This is a genomic window from Georgfuchsia toluolica (assembly GCF_907163265.1).
Lineage (GTDB): Bacteria > Pseudomonadota > Gammaproteobacteria > Burkholderiales > Rhodocyclaceae > Georgfuchsia > Georgfuchsia toluolica.
The window spans coordinates 290727-307358 of record NZ_CAJQUM010000001.1 but is presented as its reverse complement, the minus strand read 5'-3'; the positions used below and the strand labels follow the sequence as shown (position 1 = coordinate 307358).

At 57.1% G+C, this 16632-nt stretch carries 18 protein-coding genes; 8 read left to right on the top strand and 10 right to left on the bottom strand.

The annotated features are described in order from the left end of the window. Window positions 1–7: 7 nt before the first annotated feature. Both cls and mgtA read right to left on the bottom strand, forming a co-directional pair. Window positions 8–1429: a cardiolipin synthase gene (gene cls / locus K5E80_RS01435; RefSeq protein WP_425514527.1), complete on the bottom strand. Its 1422-nt coding sequence runs from the start codon at window positions 1427–1429 to the stop codon at window positions 8–10. Between the two features lie 142 nt (window positions 1430–1571). Beyond that, entirely contained in the window at window positions 1572–4196 is a 2625-nt protein-coding gene (gene mgtA / locus K5E80_RS01430) for a magnesium-translocating P-type ATPase (protein ID WP_246590821.1), read from the bottom strand. 156 nt (window positions 4197–4352) lie between these two features. Here mgtA and K5E80_RS01425 point away from each other — a divergent pair, with 156 nt between their 5' ends. Both K5E80_RS01425 and K5E80_RS01420 read left to right on the top strand, forming a co-directional pair. Next, a complete protein-coding gene (locus K5E80_RS01425) occupies window positions 4353–4745 on the top strand; it encodes a SpoIIAA family protein (protein ID WP_220634477.1) in 393 nt (130 codons plus the stop codon). Between the two features lie 78 nt (window positions 4746–4823). Beyond that, the gene (locus K5E80_RS01420; RefSeq protein ID WP_220634476.1) at window positions 4824–5138 is read left to right on the top strand and encodes a DUF1840 domain-containing protein; all 315 of its coding nucleotides are present in this window, start codon (window positions 4824–4826) and stop codon (window positions 5136–5138) included. Between the two features lie 65 nt (window positions 5139–5203). Here the strand turns inward: K5E80_RS01420 and K5E80_RS01415 are convergent, their stop codons facing one another. From K5E80_RS01415 to K5E80_RS01400, 4 genes are all read right to left on the bottom strand, one after another. Next, window positions 5204–6085 carry an ADP-polyphosphate phosphotransferase gene (locus K5E80_RS01415; RefSeq protein ID WP_246590820.1) on the bottom strand — a complete coding sequence of 294 codons (882 nt, stop codon included), beginning with the start codon at window positions 6083–6085 and terminating at the stop codon, window positions 5204–5206. A gap of 255 nt (window positions 6086–6340) precedes the next feature. After that, complete coding sequence (locus K5E80_RS01410; RefSeq protein ID WP_220634474.1) at window positions 6341–6619, bottom strand: hypothetical protein; 279 nt, start codon at window positions 6617–6619, stop codon at window positions 6341–6343. Window positions 6620–6775: 156 nt separating this feature from the next. After that, window positions 6776–7069 (bottom strand): DUF1330 domain-containing protein, encoded by a 294-nt coding sequence (locus K5E80_RS01405; RefSeq protein ID WP_220634473.1) that lies wholly within the window; start codon window positions 7067–7069, stop codon window positions 6776–6778. A gap of 125 nt (window positions 7070–7194) precedes the next feature. Continuing rightward, the gene (locus tag K5E80_RS01400) at window positions 7195–7680 is read right to left on the bottom strand and encodes a GNAT family N-acetyltransferase (protein WP_220634472.1); all 486 of its coding nucleotides are present in this window, start codon (window positions 7678–7680) and stop codon (window positions 7195–7197) included. A gap of 154 nt (window positions 7681–7834) precedes the next feature. Between K5E80_RS01400 and K5E80_RS17015 the strand changes: the two genes are divergently transcribed. The 5 genes from K5E80_RS17015 to K5E80_RS01375 all read left to right on the top strand — a co-directional run bounded on the left by K5E80_RS17015 (window position 7835) and on the right by K5E80_RS01375 (window position 13477). Further along, complete coding sequence (locus K5E80_RS17015; protein ID WP_343213218.1) at window positions 7835–8458, top strand: DUF305 domain-containing protein; 624 nt, start codon at window positions 7835–7837, stop codon at window positions 8456–8458. Window positions 8459–9143: 685 nt separating this feature from the next. Further along, window positions 9144–10319, top strand: coding sequence for a c-type cytochrome (locus K5E80_RS01390; RefSeq protein WP_220634470.1), 1176 nt, complete (start codon window positions 9144–9146; stop codon window positions 10317–10319). Window positions 10320–10599: 280 nt separating this feature from the next. Beyond that, window positions 10600–11316: an RNA polymerase sigma factor gene (locus tag K5E80_RS01385; RefSeq protein ID WP_220634469.1), complete on the top strand. Its 717-nt coding sequence runs from the start codon at window positions 10600–10602 to the stop codon at window positions 11314–11316. Between the two features lie 458 nt (window positions 11317–11774). Then, entirely contained in the window at window positions 11775–12434 is a 660-nt protein-coding gene (locus K5E80_RS01380; protein ID WP_220634468.1) for a hypothetical protein, read from the top strand. A gap of 203 nt (window positions 12435–12637) precedes the next feature. After that, window positions 12638–13477, top strand: coding sequence for an HD-GYP domain-containing protein (locus tag K5E80_RS01375; RefSeq protein ID WP_220634467.1), 840 nt, complete (start codon window positions 12638–12640; stop codon window positions 13475–13477). Here K5E80_RS01375 and K5E80_RS16620 read toward each other — a convergent pair. After that, window positions 13474–13563 carry a DUF302 domain-containing protein gene (locus K5E80_RS16620; RefSeq protein ID WP_246591031.1) on the bottom strand — a complete coding sequence of 30 codons (90 nt, stop codon included), beginning with the start codon at window positions 13561–13563 and terminating at the stop codon, window positions 13474–13476. The two genes, K5E80_RS01375 and K5E80_RS16620, sit on opposite strands and share 4 nt — an antisense overlap. 49 nt (window positions 13564–13612) lie before the next feature. On the opposite strand from K5E80_RS16620, the gene K5E80_RS16880 reads away from it, so the two are divergent. Then, entirely contained in the window at window positions 13613–13735 is a 123-nt protein-coding gene (locus K5E80_RS16880; RefSeq protein WP_281420161.1) for a hypothetical protein, read from the top strand. A gap of 39 nt (window positions 13736–13774) precedes the next feature. On the opposite strand, the gene K5E80_RS01365 is transcribed toward K5E80_RS16880, so the two are convergent. The 3 genes from K5E80_RS01365 to K5E80_RS01355 form a co-directional block, all read right to left on the bottom strand. Next, entirely contained in the window at window positions 13775–15160 is a 1386-nt protein-coding gene (locus tag K5E80_RS01365) for an undecaprenyl-phosphate glucose phosphotransferase (RefSeq protein ID WP_220634466.1), read from the bottom strand. Window positions 15161–15279: 119 nt separating this feature from the next. Continuing rightward, entirely contained in the window at window positions 15280–16062 is a 783-nt protein-coding gene (gene epsA, locus K5E80_RS01360; protein ID WP_220634465.1) for an XrtB/PEP-CTERM-associated transcriptional regulator EpsA, read from the bottom strand. A 121-nt stretch (window positions 16063–16183) separates the two neighbouring features. Beyond that, window positions 16184–16540 (bottom strand): BON domain-containing protein, encoded by a 357-nt coding sequence (locus K5E80_RS01355; protein WP_220634464.1) that lies wholly within the window; start codon window positions 16538–16540, stop codon window positions 16184–16186. Window positions 16541–16632: the final 92 nt, after the last annotated feature.

The window sequence follows — 16632 nt, the reverse complement described above, 5'->3', positions numbered from 1 at the left end:
CCGGTATTCATAGCCAGTATCCCCATGCCCAGGCGATCTTCTCCATCAGGCGTTCGCTGATCGAACGCCGCTCCCATTGCTCGCGCGTGATGAGGTTGGAAGCAGCCAGGTCCGCCTCGAACATGGCCTGCATTTGCGCGCCGAACTCCTGCCCGAGGATGACGGCGTTGACCTCTTCATTGTGCAGAAAGCTGCGCCAGTCGAGGTTGGTCGAACCGATTGTCGACCACACCCCATCGATCAGTGCAGTCTTTGCATGCAACAGCGCATCGCGCCGCTCGTAGATTTTCACTCCCGCGTCGAGCAGCTCGGCATAGTACGAGCGTCCCGCGTGGAACACCAGCCATGAATCGGTTTTGCCCGGCAGGATGATTTTCACATCCACGCCGCGCCGCACCGCGTCCTTGAGCGCAGCGAGCAATTGCGGATCGGGGACGAAATAGGCATTCGTCAGATTCACGCTGGTTTCGGCGCTGCCGATGGCTGAAATCAGCGTCGCATAGATCAGGCTGTAGGGTTCATCCGGCGAACTGCCGATGGCGCGCACCACCTCCCTGCCCTTGTTGGCGAGTGGCGGCAAATATTCTTCCGCCGCGAGCTTTTCCCCCTTCTGCTTCTCCCATGTGGCGAGAAACAGTTTCTGGAACTCGGCGACGACAGGGCCTTCGACTTGCAGGTGCGTGTCGCGCCAGGGCGTACCTCCTTCGTGACGTTGCCGGGACTTCCGGCTGAAAGACCCTTTCGAATAAACACTGCTGATGTTGATTCCGCCGAGGAAGGCAGTCTTTCCATCGACGATCAGCAGCTTGCGGTGATCGCGCTGATTAACCTCCCAACCCTTCTTCGCCGTCAGCGGGTTGACCGGATTAAACTCCAGAACCTTGATGCCGCTGTCGGTGAGACGCTTGAAAAATGTCCGGGGCGTATTGATCGCCCCCACGCTGTCGTAGATCAAATTCACCTGCACACCCTTCATCTGCTTCTCGATGAGCGCGTCAGCAAAACGATTCCCGATTTCATCGTCCTCGATGATGTAAGTTTCCATGTTGATATGATCTTTTGCATTGCGGATTGCCGTAAACATGTGCTGAAAAGTAGTCGGGCCGTCCTGCAGCAGAACCGCCTTGTTGCCCACCATCAAGGGACTGCCGACGATAGCCTCTTCCAGCGCCAGATGCCGATCGAAGATGCTGGTCTCCTCGCCCCGGCTCTGCAGACGGTTGAGGATCGCCTTGCTTTGCTGTGAAGTCAGCGGGCCGTGCGCGCCGTCAAGTTGAACGGGCTGTGCCGGCTGCCTTGCCATATCGGGAACGATAGTCGGCAGCGAACCGCATCCGGCAACAAGAGCGATAAGCAGCCCCGCGGCCAGATATCCCGCGATCCTGTACCGACCAACCGACTGTAGCAATCTGTTAAACAACGCCGCCACCTTGTCTCACGCCGTGTATCGCTATTTGTGAGTGTATGCGCCATGCCAAGAGAACTATGTGCGGCAGCGAACGTAAGCGCGCAGTACGGTAACGATTTCTGCCGACAGGGATTCGTCACCAGCACGCTTCTCGCCATCGCCCTCATTCGCCAAACCTGCGAATGAACCAGGTCTTCGCCACCTGCGTCAGGACCGCATAACCCAGCATCATGACAGCCAGATACAGCCAGTATGAAGACGGCAAGGGGACAAAGCCGAGCGCGCTCGCCAGCGGCGAAACCGTCAGCCAGGCGCCGACCGCGACGATGATCAGGGAAGTGATGATGAGCGGCCAACTGGCATGGCTTTGGATGAAGGGGATCTTGTTGGTGCGAATGACATGGATGATCAAGGTCTGGGTGAACAGCGACTCGACAAACCAGCCGGTGTGGAACAAGTCCGGGTTGTTCCAGCAGTTGAAGACGTAGAGCATCAGGAAGAAGGTCAGGTAATCGAAGATCGAGCTGATTGGCCCGATGAACAGAATGAAGCGCAGGATATTGTCAATTTCCCACTGGCGCGGTGTAGCCAGCCACTCCGCATCAACCTGGTCGGTCGGGATGGTGGTCTGCGAGAAGTCGTAGAGGAGATTGTTGGCCAGCACCTGGATCGGCAGCATGGGCAGGAAAGGCAGAAACGCACTGGCGCCGACGACGCTGAACATGTTGCCGAAGTTGGAACTGGCCGCCATCTTGATGTACTTGACGATGTTGCCGAACACCCGGCGCCCTTCTAGCACGCCCTGTTCCAGTACCAGCAGGCTGTTTTCCAGCAGGATGATGTCGGACGACTCCTTGGCGATGTCCACCGCGCTGTCCACCGAGATGCCCACATCGGCCGCCTTCAGGGCCGGGGCGTCGTTAATGCCGTCGCCGAGGAAGCCCAGCACGTGACCCTTGCTCTGCAGCGCATGGATAATGCGTTCCTTGTGCGCCGGGGCCAGCCGGGCAAAGACGCTGGTGGCATTGGCAGCTTCAGCCAGTTCCATCTCGCTCATCGCCTCGATCTGGGAACCGAGCAGGAGATGCCCCACCAGCATACCCACTTCATTGCAGATATAGGTGGTGATGATCTCGTTGTCGCCGGTCAGAACCTTGACGTCCACATTCAAGGCGTGAAGCCGCTTCAATGCCTCGCTGGCAGTGTCTTTGGGCGGGTCGAGGAAAGCCAGAAAACCGAGCAGGATCAGGTCCGCTTCATCCTTGACCGCATACACCGGCTCATCCGGGGCGCCCGGCATTTGCTTGTAAGCCAAAGCAATCACGCGGAAACCCTGGCCGTTCAGTTCGTCCGCCAACTGCCGGCGCTTGGCGTCGTGTTCGGGCAGAACTTCGATGAGTTCTCCCTTGACTTCCACCCGGGTGCACTGGCTCAGCACTTCGTCCACCGCGCCCTTGCAGATCAGCGTGTTCAACCCGGTCTTGTCTTCCACTATAACCGACATGCGACGCCGGATGAAGTCGAACGGGATCTCGTCGATCTTGCGGAATTCCTCGTCCGCCTTGAGGTGCTCTTTCAACTCTTCATGGTCGAGGATCGCCGCGTCGAGCAGGTTCTTCAGGCCAGTATGGTGGAAACTGTTCAGGTAGCCGTAGTGCAGCACCTTCTCGCTCGGATCGCCGTTCGCGTCGAGATGCTTTTCGAGCACGATCTTGCCCTGGGTAAGGGTGCCGGTCTTGTCGGTGCACAGCACGTCCATCGCGCCGAAATTCTGGATCGCGTTGAGGCGTTTGACGATCACTTTCCGGCGCGACATTGCCAGCGCGCCCTTGGACAGGTTGACGGTAACGATCATCGGCAGCATCTCGGGCGTCAGTCCGACCGCCACGGCCATGGCAAACAGAAACGCTTCCAGCCAGTTGTGCCTGGAGAAGCCATTGATGAGGAACACCGCCGGAACCATCACCGCGATGAAGCCGATCATCAGCCAGGTGAACTTGTTGATGCCCTTGTCGAAGCTGGTCAACTGGCGCTGCGCAACGATGCTGGCGGCCAGTGATCCGAAGTAGGTTCGGCCCCCCGTGTATATCACCACGGCGGTGGCGGCGCCGCTCTCGACGTTGGAACCGAGGAAGCAGAGATTGGGCAGATCGAGCGGATTTTGTATCTCTGCCGCCGCCGCAGCGGCAGCTTTCTTCTCCACCGGCAGGGCTTCGCCGGTGAGCGCCGCCTGATTCAGGAACAGGTCCTTGGCGGAAAGCACCCGCACATCGGCCGGCACCATATCGCCGGCTGCCAACCGGACGATGTCGCCAGGCACCAGCAGCTTGATCGATACCTCTGCCTCCTTGCCGTCACGCACCAGCGTCGCGGTGTTGCTGACCATGGCCTGGAGTTTCGCGGCCGCGTTGTCGGCCCGCAGTTCCTGGTAGAAACGCAACACCAGGCCCAGAACCACCATCACGGAAATGACCGCCGTTGCCCGGTGGTCGCCGGTCAGGTAGGACAGCACGCCCAGCGCCGAGAGCAGCAGCACCAGGGGATTCCTGATGTTGCTGAGGAGACGCATCAGGACCGGTTGACGCTTCTCGCGGACAATCTCGTTGGTCCCGACCTGCTTCAGGCGCGAATCGGCTTCCGCCTGGCTGAGGCCGTTCTGTTGCGATCCGAGTTCCTTCAGGACGGCATCACTATCGGCACGCGCTTTTTTCAATAGCTCAACGGAATTCTGCGCCGCAATGGCGTTTGCCGGCTTCGCGGGCGCCGGTGAGGCTGCGGATTTAGCCACGGTTGTTTGCATTGTGTTTGGTATCCGTTAATCCACAGCAAGGCAACGCGAAAGGTTATCCATTCAAACTTCACGATATCCGCATTTTAGTGTGAAGGAACAATTCCCGATGCTCTGTTCGCTGGCGTACAGAATGATCAACCATCAGGGTCCACAATGACCAAAGCATTAATGGAGGATCACATGCTCGACTACTCGATAATGAAACCGGAAGGCATTCTGGTGCTCAAGCTACATGCGCCGCTGAGCAAGGAGGACTTCGCCGGCCTTGGCGCTGCCGTCGATGCCTATCTCGCCGATCACCCCAAACTTCACGGCGTGCTGATTCAATCGAGGAAATTTCCCGGATGGGAGAACTTCGGTGGATTCGCCGCGCACATGCACTTTGTCCGCGAGCACCACAAAAAGGTCGATCGCGTGGCAATCGTGACTGACAGCCCGATTGCCGGCATGGCGGAATCACTGGCGAAGCACTTTATTTCGGCCACGATAAAGCACTTCCCCTTCGCCGACGATGCGCAGGCATTTGCCTGGTTGGAAGCCGCGTGAAGTATCCGTCCGCGACGGTTTTCATCCGCCACCAGACCACGTCAACAATACAAACCAGCACTGAAAGGATAGACCACCATGCTGATCACCTTCAAGTCTCGCGCCAGCGGCGATGTCATCATGCTCGAAAACAACGGTGAAGAAATGCTCAGCTTGTTCGGCAAGAATCCCACCGACACCAAGGGTATTGTCACTGTAGAACAATTGCCCGGCGCAATAAGCGCGCTCAAGTCTGCCACCCAGGCAGACTTGGCAACACAGCGTGAGCCGGCAAATGGCGATGAGCAAACCGAAACCGGCAACCCGGTTTCCCTGCACCAGCGTACGTTGCCGCTCCTGGAACTGCTGGAGCGTTCATTGAAGGACAATGTACCGGTTACCTGGGGCGTTTGATTCCGTTCCTCCAGTAGATTGCCGTTACCCGACGCGATTTAGCTCGGTCACAAGCCTGGCGAGGATCATTTGCCACCTGAATCTTCCTTGATCAGCCGGTCGCGAATCGACAACAGCTCCTTCTTTCGGGCGGCGTCGGTTTCGGGATAACCCATTTTGAGCGCCTTGAAGTTATCCAGAACAATTCGGGAAACGATAAGCCGGGCGTTCTCCTTGTCATCGGCGGGCACCACATACCAGGGCGCCTGTTCCGTGCTTGTCGCGCCCAGACAGGCCTCGTAGGCTTGCATGTACTGATCCCAGTATTTCCTTTCTTCAACGTCGGCAACGCTGAATTTCCAGTTCTTGTCCGGATCATCGATGCGTTCGAGAAAGCGCTTGCGCTGCTCTTTCTTCGACAAGTGAAGAAAGAACTTGATGACCCGCGTGCCGTTTCGATAAAGATGGTCCTCCAGGTCCACGATGGAGCGATATCGATCCTGCCAAATCGTCTTCTCATTCATGCCCCTCTCCGGCAGACGCTGTCCGAGCAGAATCTCGGGATGCACGCGAACGATCAGCACCTCCTCATAATAGGATCGGTTAAAGATGCCGATGCGGCCGCGTTCCGGCAGGGATTGGGTAGTGCGCCACAGAAAGTCGTGTTCCAGTTCGGTCGCGCTGGGGTGTTTGAAGCTGAACACCTGACAGCCTTGCGGATTGACGCCGGACATCACGTGACTGATGGCGCCGTCCTTGCCGGCGGCGTCCATGGCCTGAAAAATCAGCAGCACGGCATAGCGGTCGGACGCATAGAGAACACGTTGCAGCCGGCTCAACTCATCCACGTGTTCCTGGAGGAGTCTGGCGTACGTCTTCCTCGACTTGTACATGGGCTTCACCAGCGTCGGCCATTTTTTGAGATTGACCGATTTCCCTTGCTGCACACGGAAATCACTGGAATTCATTTTCATCGCACTCCTTTCGATGGCTACGGATGCGGGCTGAATAACGTTTCGGCTACAGAATCGCCATACAGACTGTACGCCGCTTATGCACTGGACCACCGCAATTGTTATTCCGTTTTTCGATCCAAGGAGCCGGGCAGTGGGGTGAGAAAACCAGCGGCACCGAATAGCCGCTCACAGATTCAACGAATGCGTACTCTGTGCCCAATGCGGACGTAGCAGAACTGGGAAAGCGGACAATCGGGAACGTAGAAGTCACCGGCGCTGCGGGGCTTTATCACGCAGCGTTCGTGTGGACTGCCGGGTTGGAGCTTGGCCATCAACATAAGCGTCAAGAAGCCGGCGAATCATGCGCTGGTACTGAGTGTGATGCTTTGTAGCCTCCGACTTGAAGAACTCAATACTTTTCTTGCTCAGAGCCAAAGTTACCTTCACACCTTCTTCACGAAATGCCAATTCGGCCGGCGAAGGGAGGAAGTCGGCAACTCCGTGCTTTCCCTGATTCTCGGCGTCCTTGTCGGGATCCCCAATCAAAGCGAGTTTTTGCCATGAGCATAAAGTAGCACTAGCCCATACAAAAAGCCATACGGAGGTATGGAGAGCCCCAACGTTCGAATTGTGCGGCACCGATAGGCGTCCGGACCAATTAGCAGTTGGGCGTTTGCATCTGCGCCGCCAGGAAAGCGCTGGTCACGCAGCAACGCCTTCCACGCCCACGAGACGAGCGGAACTGCATTCGTCTCGAATTGACTTCAGCCCTTGATACACGGGACCGTTGTAAAAGGACTCCCATGCGGCTATCGAGGGAAATTCGAGAAGCACGATTCGGCGGGGACTCCAATCGCCTTCGTAGACTTTGTGTGCCTCGCCACGAGCGAGATAGCGTGCACCAGCTTGCGCGAGCGCAGGTTTCACCTTCGCCATGAAGTCCTGATACCGATTGGGATCACGGATGTCGACATCAAAGATTACGTATGCGGCCATAGCTTCTCTCCTCAAAAAAGGGCACTGCAATCGGTAGATGCAGCCGAATTTGTGAAGACGCCCAATGTTCGAATTCAGCGGCTGCCGAAAGCAGCCCGCTGCAATGACGGTTGGGCGTCATCGGGCTAGCCTTGGGCCTTCATCCATCGTCTATCGGCAAGTACGACCGAGGTTTCAACTTGCCTCACCGGGACCGACCAGTATGCCCGGAGCAGGCGATTCTTGTCTCCGTCTGAGACGACTGTGAAACCGTTTCGTCGATAGAACTCAATGGCCCATGACGCATCAGCCCATGTCCCAATCAGGATCGGCTTGCCAGCCAGGGCCTCCACGCGACGAAGCAGCTTTGTTCCGATGCCTTTCCTCTGTAACGCCGTCGCGGTATAGGCATGTCGAACCAAAGCAACGTCTTCTTTATCCTGAATTCCCATCACGCCCAGCAGCTGCCCATTGTCCTCTGCCATCCAGAAGATGACGCCACTGGCAATCTCTTTCGCCAACTCGTCGGCCGACATGTACGGTTCATGCCAGCGGTCGCTTGGTATCACCCCGCGATAAGCCTGTGCTGCGTCGTTGATGATCGCCAAGATCGCTTCAAAATCATTTGCCACGCTATTTCGAATTCGCATTGCTTTCCTCTATAACGCTCAATCGGGATAGGAAGAAGCCTCACGGCTCCTCCCTCCCCCACCACCGGACGTACGGGCACGTATCCGGCGGTTCGATGAATTGAATTCCTGCCGTGGCGCAAGGCTGGGTAGTCCCATGGTTTCAAAGAAGCGCAATGGTAGCGCAATTGCTAATGCCGGTGTCTTTGACAGCCGCCATGGGCCGACTTGCTGGTGTTCCACGCTTCGCGTACTGATTGAAACTACCCTCGGACGAGCTACGCAACAAGAAGAGCATCAACCTGGTCTACGTGAGGCCGGGGTACAAGGGCCAAACGGCATAGTGGGCGCGATGATGCGATGGATCCTGTTATCGCTGGGACTCATGTGCGGGCAAGTTTTCGCACAGCACCAACACCATGACATGGGTGGGAGCGACGTGCCCGCGCGTTACGGCGCAACATTCGCGCGGTTTGCGTCAGGGATGGATCTCGGCATGGACAAGATGATGCGCGACATGCACGCGCCGGGTTACACCGGCAATGCGGACGTCGATTTTCTCGCGATGATGATTCCGCACCATGAAGGCGCGGTGGAGATGGCGCGGCTGGTGCTGATTCACGGCCGCGATCCACTCACGCGAAAACTCGCGGAGGAAATCATCGCGAGCCAAGTCGTCGAAATCGAAGGAATGAAGCGGCGCCTGGCAATTCTGAGCGCCAAATCGGGTCCAGAGCGGGACGAGTTCCCCGCGCTAGCCGGGACGCGCGGATCACCGTGAAGGTTGGGCGTCTGCTTTCGGATATCCGAACGGCTGAATCGGGCACGGAGCACTCGGTAGCGACTGGCCGCTTCCAGGAAGCGGAATTTCGCTGACCGCTTTCCGGCGACGAATCCGAATAGAGGCCGGTCGCTTGCGTGCCCATAAGGGACACATGACGTACGCATCTCTTGTGACCGTTTTCAGAGTATTGCCGAACCATCCGGAAGTTCTGCACTTCGACCGCTCTTCGGCCAAACTGGCCGCTCGCCCTGCGCAAACTGAAAGAATCAGTATTGCTGATGTGAACGTCCGTTTCTCAAATCAGCGAATGCGTATTCCCGACCAATGGCGGTCTCATGACGCTTAAAAAATCGTGTTCGCGTTTTTCCCCGTATACAGGGTCAAGATTACTGCGCTCGCACAGTTCATTGCGGAGCAAGAGCCTTAACGACTCAGTTCACCCCCCATCACCTGGAATCGGCAGTTGAAGAAAACGGGAACGCCGCGACGTGCGCGCTCGTCCAATGTGCGAGGACGAACACAACCTCGAACTTTTAACCTTATCAACCTGCAAAAGGTGAATCCGATGAAATCGAACAAACAATTCCTTATCGCAGCCTTCGGGCACACGCGACATAGCCATCCGTCGCCTTTGCCCTTGCGCAAAGTCGTGACTTCAGGCACGCTAAGTGTGGCTGCTATCTTGGCAACCGCCTGCGGTAGTGGCGGTAGTGGGTCGATGCAGTCGGATGCTGCGGCCGCCAATGCCGCGCTGGTCGCGCAGGGCCAGCAGATCTTTCGTTTCGATACCTTCGGCGACGAGACCAAATGGACCGACACGCTGCGCATGCATGAAGTGATCGCGGCGGCCGTCGACCCGACGACCGCATTGTCGGTCGGCCTCAAGGTGGATGCTGAAGCATTGCCACCCGCGGTGGTGCAGGGAATCCAGAACGGCACTGTCGATCTGAAGAGTCCCGCCACAACGATCGCATTGCTGAAGCTTAATGCCGTGATCGGCCTTCAGGGCACGGTTGAGACCATCGCCGGTACGGACACGCTGACGCACGTGGGTATCACCTGTGCCCTGTGCCATTCGACCGTCGACAATTCATTCGCGCCCGGCATCGGCAAGCGTCTCGACGGCTGGCCCAATCGCGACCTCAATCCCGGGGCGATTATTGCGCTGTCGCCTGCGTTGGACGCAGCTACAAAAGCGGTCTTTAACTCCTGGGGCAAAGGCAAATACGATCCCCGTTTCAACCTGGACGGTATCAACGGCCCACAGGTCATCCCGCCTGCATACGGCCTCGCCGGCATCCATAGCATCACGTCCACGGGCGATGGCTCAGATATCGCGTATTGGAACCGCTACGTAGGCGTCACGCAGATGGGCGGACATGGGTCGTTCTCGGAGCCGCGTACGGGGGTCAATGTCACCAATGGCACGGATGACCTGATCACCTCGAAGCTGCCGGCATTGCAAGCGTATCAACTCAGCCTGAATGCACCACCGCCACCCGCCGGAAGTTTCGACCCCGCCGCTGCCGCCCGGGGTCAAGCCGTCTTTAATGGCGCCGGCACCTGCAGTACCTGCCATAGTGGAAGCGAGTTGACGGACGCCAATTCGCGGCTGCATCCTGCTAGCGATGTAGTAAGCGAACCTGAGCCAAACGGAACTCCCAGCTACGCCTCGCGCAGTGCGACCAGGCAGTACCGAACCGCGCCGTTGCATGGGTTGTGGCAGCATGCCCCGTATTTTCACAACGGCACTGCGCCAACGCTTGATGCAGTGGTGCAGATGTACAACACGAAGAAGTCTCTGGGACTGAGCAATGCCGACATGGCTGATCTGGTCGAATATCTCAAGTCCTTGTAGTGATTTGTCCACAGATTGCATTCCCGTGTCCAAGAACAAGGCCCTGCGTAAAGCAGGATTCATTCGCAAGACACGCAATTTGCAGTACCTCGTTGCTCGGGATCGATCCGTTCTCAATTGTTGGAACATACGAGAACCAGTTGTTGCTGCAGCTTCAGGATTGCGACCGCGTTAGAACCATTATTGAAAGGAGAGCGTCATGGCACGCCTTGTAAAACGCACATTCTTCGAAACGTATAAGCTGGTAGTCGGCAGCGAAGAAAAATGAAAGGGGGCCAACATGACAAACGCCGAAACTCAACCAGCCAAAACACCACCCGATCGGGGAGCGGACGCGGTACTCGCATCGCGCGCGGCGGCGGGCGACCAGGAAGCGTTCGAGAAAATCATGCGGCGCAACAACCAGTTGTTGTTCCGCACGGCGCGCAGCATCCTCAAGAATGACGAGGATGCCGAGGACGCAGTGCAGGAAGCCTATCTGCACGCCTATCGCGGGCTTGGCAGCTTTCGCGCCGACGCGAGATTGTCGACCTGGCTGGTGCGCATTGTCGCCAACGAGGCGTTCGGCAGGTTGCGCCGGCGTAGCGCGGACGTAATCCCGCTCGACACAGTGATCGACACCGTTGCGGCGCATATGGAGACATTTATGGACCATGATCCCAACAGCCAGCCCGAACATGCTGCCGAGCGCGTGGAAGCGCGCAAGTTGATCGAGGCCAGGATCGACATGCTGCCGGACGTGTTCCGCACGGTCTTCATGTTGCGGGGAGTACAAGAGCTCACGGTCGAAGAGACTGCCGCCGCTTTGGGCATTCCTGAGGCAACGGTGCGGTCACGGTACTTCCGCGCCCGCAGCATGATGCGTGAAGGTCTGTCGCGAGATTTGGACCTTGGGTACGAGGAAGCCTTTGCCTTTGACGGCAAGCGTTGCGATCGCATCGTGGCACGGGTGATGGCAAGGCTCAGCGAGGTTGGAAGCCACAATCCGGGTGGCTGATTCCCATACAGGCATCTTATCCTGCCCATGAACCAGCTATCTGTCGCAGAGAACAAGCGCTTCGCGGATTATCTTTCGACGCCGAAGCGCAAGGCCCGCATGTCGCGACAGTTGTACCGGAGCCTGTAGACGCCACGCGATTTTCGACACCTCGTCCCACTATGAATTGGTGAAGACAACGTTGGCCTATAACGTTGACTACCGTGGTGTTGCATGGGCCAAAGGTTCAGCGGGCTTATTTCACGAGGCGGCCTGAAAAGTCTCAGGATCAGACTCGAATTCACCGCGTATCGAGCCTTGGGGGCAGACTCCGACCTCAACTGACTTCCACACTTTCGAACCATCCAATCTTTAGCCCCAGGAAATCGGGAACGCCGCGACAACTGCCCTCATCCAATGTACGAGAGCGACAACAACATCGATCTCTTTCGTCAACCAACTTATAAAGGTGATCCCAAATGAATCCAGGCAAACTTTCTCTAATAGCGGCCTTTATGGCAGTCGCCTTCCTGGCGCCAGTTGGGCCTGCGATGGCGCAGCATGCCGAGCATGTTGTCGTTGTTCAGGCCGCATCGGCCGCCAAAGTCGCCGAAACAGGTGCTGCGTTGCGCGACCTATGGGTGGGCCACATTTTCTGGGTGCGCAATGTGATTGCCGATACCTTGGCCGGCAACAAAACAGCAGCGGCTGCGGCTGAAAAAGAGGTTGTCGCCAACGCCAGGCAGATTGCAGGTGCGATTGAGCCATTTTATGGCCAGGAGGCTTCCGAGAAACTGTTCGGTCTGCTTGCCGGGCACTATGGGGCCGTCAAGGAGTACCTTCAGGCGGCCGCTGCCGGTAACAAGACCAGGCAGGAGGCCGCCGTCAAGCACCTGACCGGCAATGCGGGCGAGATTGCCCAATTCCTCAGCGGCGCGAATCCTAATCTGCCGTTTGACACGCTGAACGGATTATTGCTTGCGCATGTCGGGCATCACATCCAGGAGATCCAGCAGCTCAAGGGCAAACAGTACGCCGAAGAGGCACAGACCTGGGACGCGATGAAGAAGCATATGTATGTCATCGCCGATGCGCTTGCCGGCGCCATCGCCAAGCAGTTTCCAGCCAAATTTGGTTAGCACCTCACCCATGGAAGATAGTGAGCCATCCGCTTCGTTGAAAGGTTCGACATGAACGCGCCCGAGAGAATCTTCCTCCTTCCTGATTTCCAGTCGCAAGAAGATAGGATGGCGTTTCATTTTCAAAAGCCGTTTGACTTTAGTTTCACACCAAGCCGCCGCGAAGGGTTATACGGCTACTGACGGTTGAGGCAGAGAACCCTATGAGTCAGCAATCAGAACTGCTCAAAAGCCTGTTTGGCCTATCCATGATCGTTGAAGCGCGCGATCCATACACAGGAGGGCACTTGTGGCGGGTTTCACAATTCTCTCGCCTGCTCTCTGAGGTGTCAGGGCTAACCCCGCGTGCGACAGCATTAGCAGAGCTTGGCGGATTCCTGCATGACCTTGGCAAAGTCGGTGTTCCCGACTCGATTCTCAAAAGGCCAGGAAAACTGGAAGATGCGGAATTCGACGTCATACGCACTCATCCTGCTATTGGGCAGCGCCTGCTCACTCCACATCCGTTGTCACACCTTGCCATTGAAGCCGTCGCTGGACATCACGAAATGCCCAATGGTAATGGCTATCCCCGAGGACTTCGAGGCGATGCCATCCCCGCGGTGGCCCGCATCGTAGCCATTGCCGATGCCTTTGATGCCATGACCAGCACCCGCCCCTACCGTCCAGGCATGCCGATCGCGAATGCGATGGCGATTATCACCGAGCGAATTGGAACACAATTCGATGCGGATCTAGGACGACGTTTCGCAGGTTTGGCTAGCGGCACGCAACTTGAGCATATTGTTGCCCACAGCGAGCCAGGCATTCCACTTCTCGCCTGTAGTGGATGCAGCGCTCCGATGGTGGTTACGCGCAGCCATCGAGTCGGTGATTGCGTCGTTTGTCGACACTGCGGGGCACAGGCAAAACTCGTCAAGACGGATGGCAACTACATAGTTGAAAGGCTGGACGAGAGGGCAGACGCATTCGCCCTCTCTCCGGCTGCCGATACCGAACTGATCGGCGCAATGGTTGAGGCAACTGCACCCCTCGTTCTCTAGCTGGAATGACCGCTGTACTTCATGCAACGCATAGGCACGACCACGTTGCACGGCAACAGCAAGCCGATGTCGGGATCGGCCTCGATCGCGCGGTGAGCCAGTGGCGGATTGCACGCCGAGGATGCGATAGGGCCGATGCTCGATGTTGAGTTTGGCTTTCAATGTTGCCTTGACATCGATATCGGTGAGAACGCCGAAGCCTTCCTTTTTCAGGGCTTCGGTGACTTTCGCGACGGCGGCATCGAACGGCAGCTTTAGCCGAGTGCTGAATCCGTATAGATGTGAACTGGTTTGCCGTCACGCCGACATTTCCGGCGTCGGCCAAATGGCCGTGGCAAGAGGAGTGGGGCTGCTCCCATATCTGTATGCATGCTGATCCATGAGCACGATTAAAACGGTACGGAGAATAATGCGCAGGTCGAGAAAGAGCGACCAGTTGTGCAGGTAATCGAGGTCGTATTCGATGCGATCCTTCATTTTGTCCAGTATCTCTGTTTCGCCGCGCAGGCCGTTGACCTGGGCCCATCCGGTAATGCCGGGCCTTACTTTGTGCCGCACCATGTAGCCCTTGATCAGCTTGCGGTACATCTCATTGTGTGCGACAGCGTGAGGGCGCGGGCCAACGATGCTCATGCGTCCTTGCAATACGTTGATGAACTGCGGCAACTCGTCAAGCGATGTCTTGCGGATGAAGGCGCCGATCGGCGTGATGCGGCTGTCGTTGCGGCTGGCCTGGATAATCTGGCCGCCGTCCTCGCATAACGTCATTGAGCGGAACTTGTAGACAATGATCTCCTCTCCGGCGAGCCCATAGCGGCGCTGGCGGAAGATCACCGGGCCGGGAGACCCCAGCTTGATGCCGACTGCGACAGCCAGCATCAACGGCGATACGAGCAGGAGGATGAGCAGCGACAGCACAATGTCACTGCCACGCTTGACCAGACCGTTCAATCCGGTGAAGGGGGTTTCGCACACGGCGACGACAGGTATGTTGCCCACTGTATCCATGCGACCCTGTATCAGGTCGGTGACGAAGATGTCCGGTACGAAATAGATGGATGCGGTCGTATCGCGCAGTTCATCGAGCAGCGACAGCATGCGCGACTGGGGCATCATCGGCAGGGAGAGATACAGCTGGCTGATATGCAGCGCTTTGACGCCCGCGGGAAGGTCGGCAATGCGGCCCAGCATCGGGAAACGTCCAAGTCCACCGAGCCGCAATTGGTCGCGGTCATCAAAATAACCGACGACCTGTTTGCCGGAATATCGGTCGTCGGCAATTTGCTGTGCCAGCGCCAGTCCCTGTTCGTTCATGCCGACGATGGCAACCCGCTGCAGGTTGCCCTGCAGCGCCAATATTCGGGGCGCTGCGGCCCGCGTCAGCAAATTCAAGCCGAGTTGCGTCGCCGGCGCCAGCCACAACCAGGCGATGATGACGTCACTGTCGTAATGGCGGATGTATTGCGTCGCATAGCCGAAGAACAGGAGCAACGAGGCAATGCCAAGCCAGCCCAGAACGATCCTGCGTACGAGCGGGCGCAGCCCTTCATGCAAATGCTGGGCGCCCGGAAAGGTGATCGAAAAAACCAGCAATGAGAGCAGCAGGTAATTGGGATCGAGGCGGCGATTGATGGCATATGCCGCCGTCCATAACGAGAATACCAGGGCACACGGGTCGAGCATTTTCCCCAATAACTGGAGAAGATTGTCGCGCCCGACCCGAAAGATGTCGCCGCGACGCCGCTCATTCCTGCAGCGCGTCTCGCACTGTTCATGCTGCTGGCAACCGGCGGCGGATGCAGCTACTGCTGTTGCCGGTTTATTTCTTCGAAACGCGATACTGCCTGGGCACGGTTGCTGACGTCTATCTTGCGGAAAATGCGCTGCAAATGGTTCTTGACCGTGAACGGGCTGATACCCAGGATGATGCCGATCTCGTAATTGGTCTTGCCGTTGCTGACCCAGCGCAGGATTTCGCTTTCCCTCTCTGTAAGCTGTGCCGATTCATCCGCAGGTGGATTTTTCAGATCTTCCCGCGCGCCGTGTTCGGCCAAAGCGGAAATCCGGCGGCTGGCACAATCGATGTGTGGCAGCAGGATTTCAAACATTCGCCGCGTACCTTCATCGAAATGGCCATTGCTGCGGAACGCCACGTACAGCACATCAATGGCGGCACGCTCGTCCCGCATGCCTTGTACCAGCACGGAACGCATGCCGCGCAACGCGCGGTGCAAATTGCATTGGCATGAACTGTTCAGGATCACGCCTGCGGTTGTGTCGAGAGTGTAAGTGGTGTGACCATGCCTGACCCAGCGGTCGAAAAGCCCGGAGATCAGGTCTTTGATGTCAACATGGGAAAAACCCGTGGTGCTGACACCGGGAACCGACGAGATGACGTCGTAACGTAGTCTTCCGGTGGAAAAATTGCCATAGGCAACCAAAAGCACATCATGTGGCAACAGGGTCTGCAATTCTCCCTGTAGCCACATGAAGAGCTGTGTATGCCGTCGAATATGCATCGACTTGTGCAGGACATCGAAAAAATGATCGCCAGTGTTTTTTGGGATTTCTACAAGAGATGTCATGTTGATTTGCCCATTGAAGGAGATGGTGATGAAAGAAGGAAGATGTGTTTCGCCCTATCGGCTGTGCCGGGTGCGTCTTCCAGCCAGGTTAAAGACAATTCAAAGCTGTGGTTGATCCTGTTCAGGATCCCTTCTTCTCGATCGACAGGCCCGCATAATCCACGCCTCTGACCCCATCGACGCTAGATGCAATCCTGGTAGCCTGCTGTCGCAATTCCTCCGTTGCCACAGATCCGGAAAGATCAACCACACCCAGATCGGCTGTCACGGAGATGCCGGACAGCTTGTTTGAAATGAAAGCGGCCTTGACTTTCGCGGTGATCGCAGAGTCGCTCGGGTAGGCACCTGTACCTGTACCGCCGCTCCGCATGGGTTCGTTGCTGGGCTCATCCGCCGCATACGCTGCTGTCACGCTGCCAAGGGCGAGCAGGATTGATGCTGTAATACCAATATGGGAAAGAGATTTGGGGAGCGGCATGATGGACTCCTTTCTAATTGATTATCAAGAAATCAGCTCAATACCGGATGGAATAATCCGCTACGCGCAGACGCGCAAGACCTATGCCAGTT

Bases quoted from the DNA above. Each gene is read 5' to 3' on its own strand.
- K5E80_RS01425 (WP_220634477.1), top strand. From the start codon at position 4,353: ATGACCAAAGCATTAATGGAGGATCACATGCTCGACTACTCGATAATG.
- K5E80_RS01420 (WP_220634476.1), top strand. From the start codon at position 4,824: ATGCTGATCACCTTCAAGTCTCGCGCCAGCGGCGATGTCATCATGCTC.
- K5E80_RS01415 (WP_246590820.1), bottom strand. From the start codon at position 6,085: ATGAATTCCAGTGATTTCCGTGTGCAGCAAGGGAAATCGGTCAATCTC.
- K5E80_RS01405 (WP_220634473.1), bottom strand. From the start codon at position 7,069: ATGGCCGCATACGTAATCTTTGATGTCGACATCCGTGATCCCAATCGG.
- K5E80_RS17015 (WP_343213218.1), top strand. From the start codon at position 7,835: ATGGTTTCAAAGAAGCGCAATGGTAGCGCAATTGCTAATGCCGGTGTC.
- K5E80_RS01385 (WP_220634469.1), top strand. From the start codon at position 10,600: ATGACAAACGCCGAAACTCAACCAGCCAAAACACCACCCGATCGGGGA.
- K5E80_RS01380 (WP_220634468.1), top strand. From the start codon at position 11,775: ATGAATCCAGGCAAACTTTCTCTAATAGCGGCCTTTATGGCAGTCGCC.
- K5E80_RS01375 (WP_220634467.1), top strand. From the start codon at position 12,638: ATGAGTCAGCAATCAGAACTGCTCAAAAGCCTGTTTGGCCTATCCATG.
- K5E80_RS16880 (WP_281420161.1), top strand. From the start codon at position 13,613: ATGCTCGATGTTGAGTTTGGCTTTCAATGTTGCCTTGACATCGATATC.
- K5E80_RS01365 (WP_220634466.1), bottom strand. From the start codon at position 15,160: ATGCTCGACCCGTGTGCCCTGGTATTCTCGTTATGGACGGCGGCATAT.
- epsA (WP_220634465.1), bottom strand. From the start codon at position 16,062: ATGACATCTCTTGTAGAAATCCCAAAAAACACTGGCGATCATTTTTTC.
- K5E80_RS01355 (WP_220634464.1), bottom strand. From the start codon at position 16,540: ATGCCGCTCCCCAAATCTCTTTCCCATATTGGTATTACAGCATCAATC.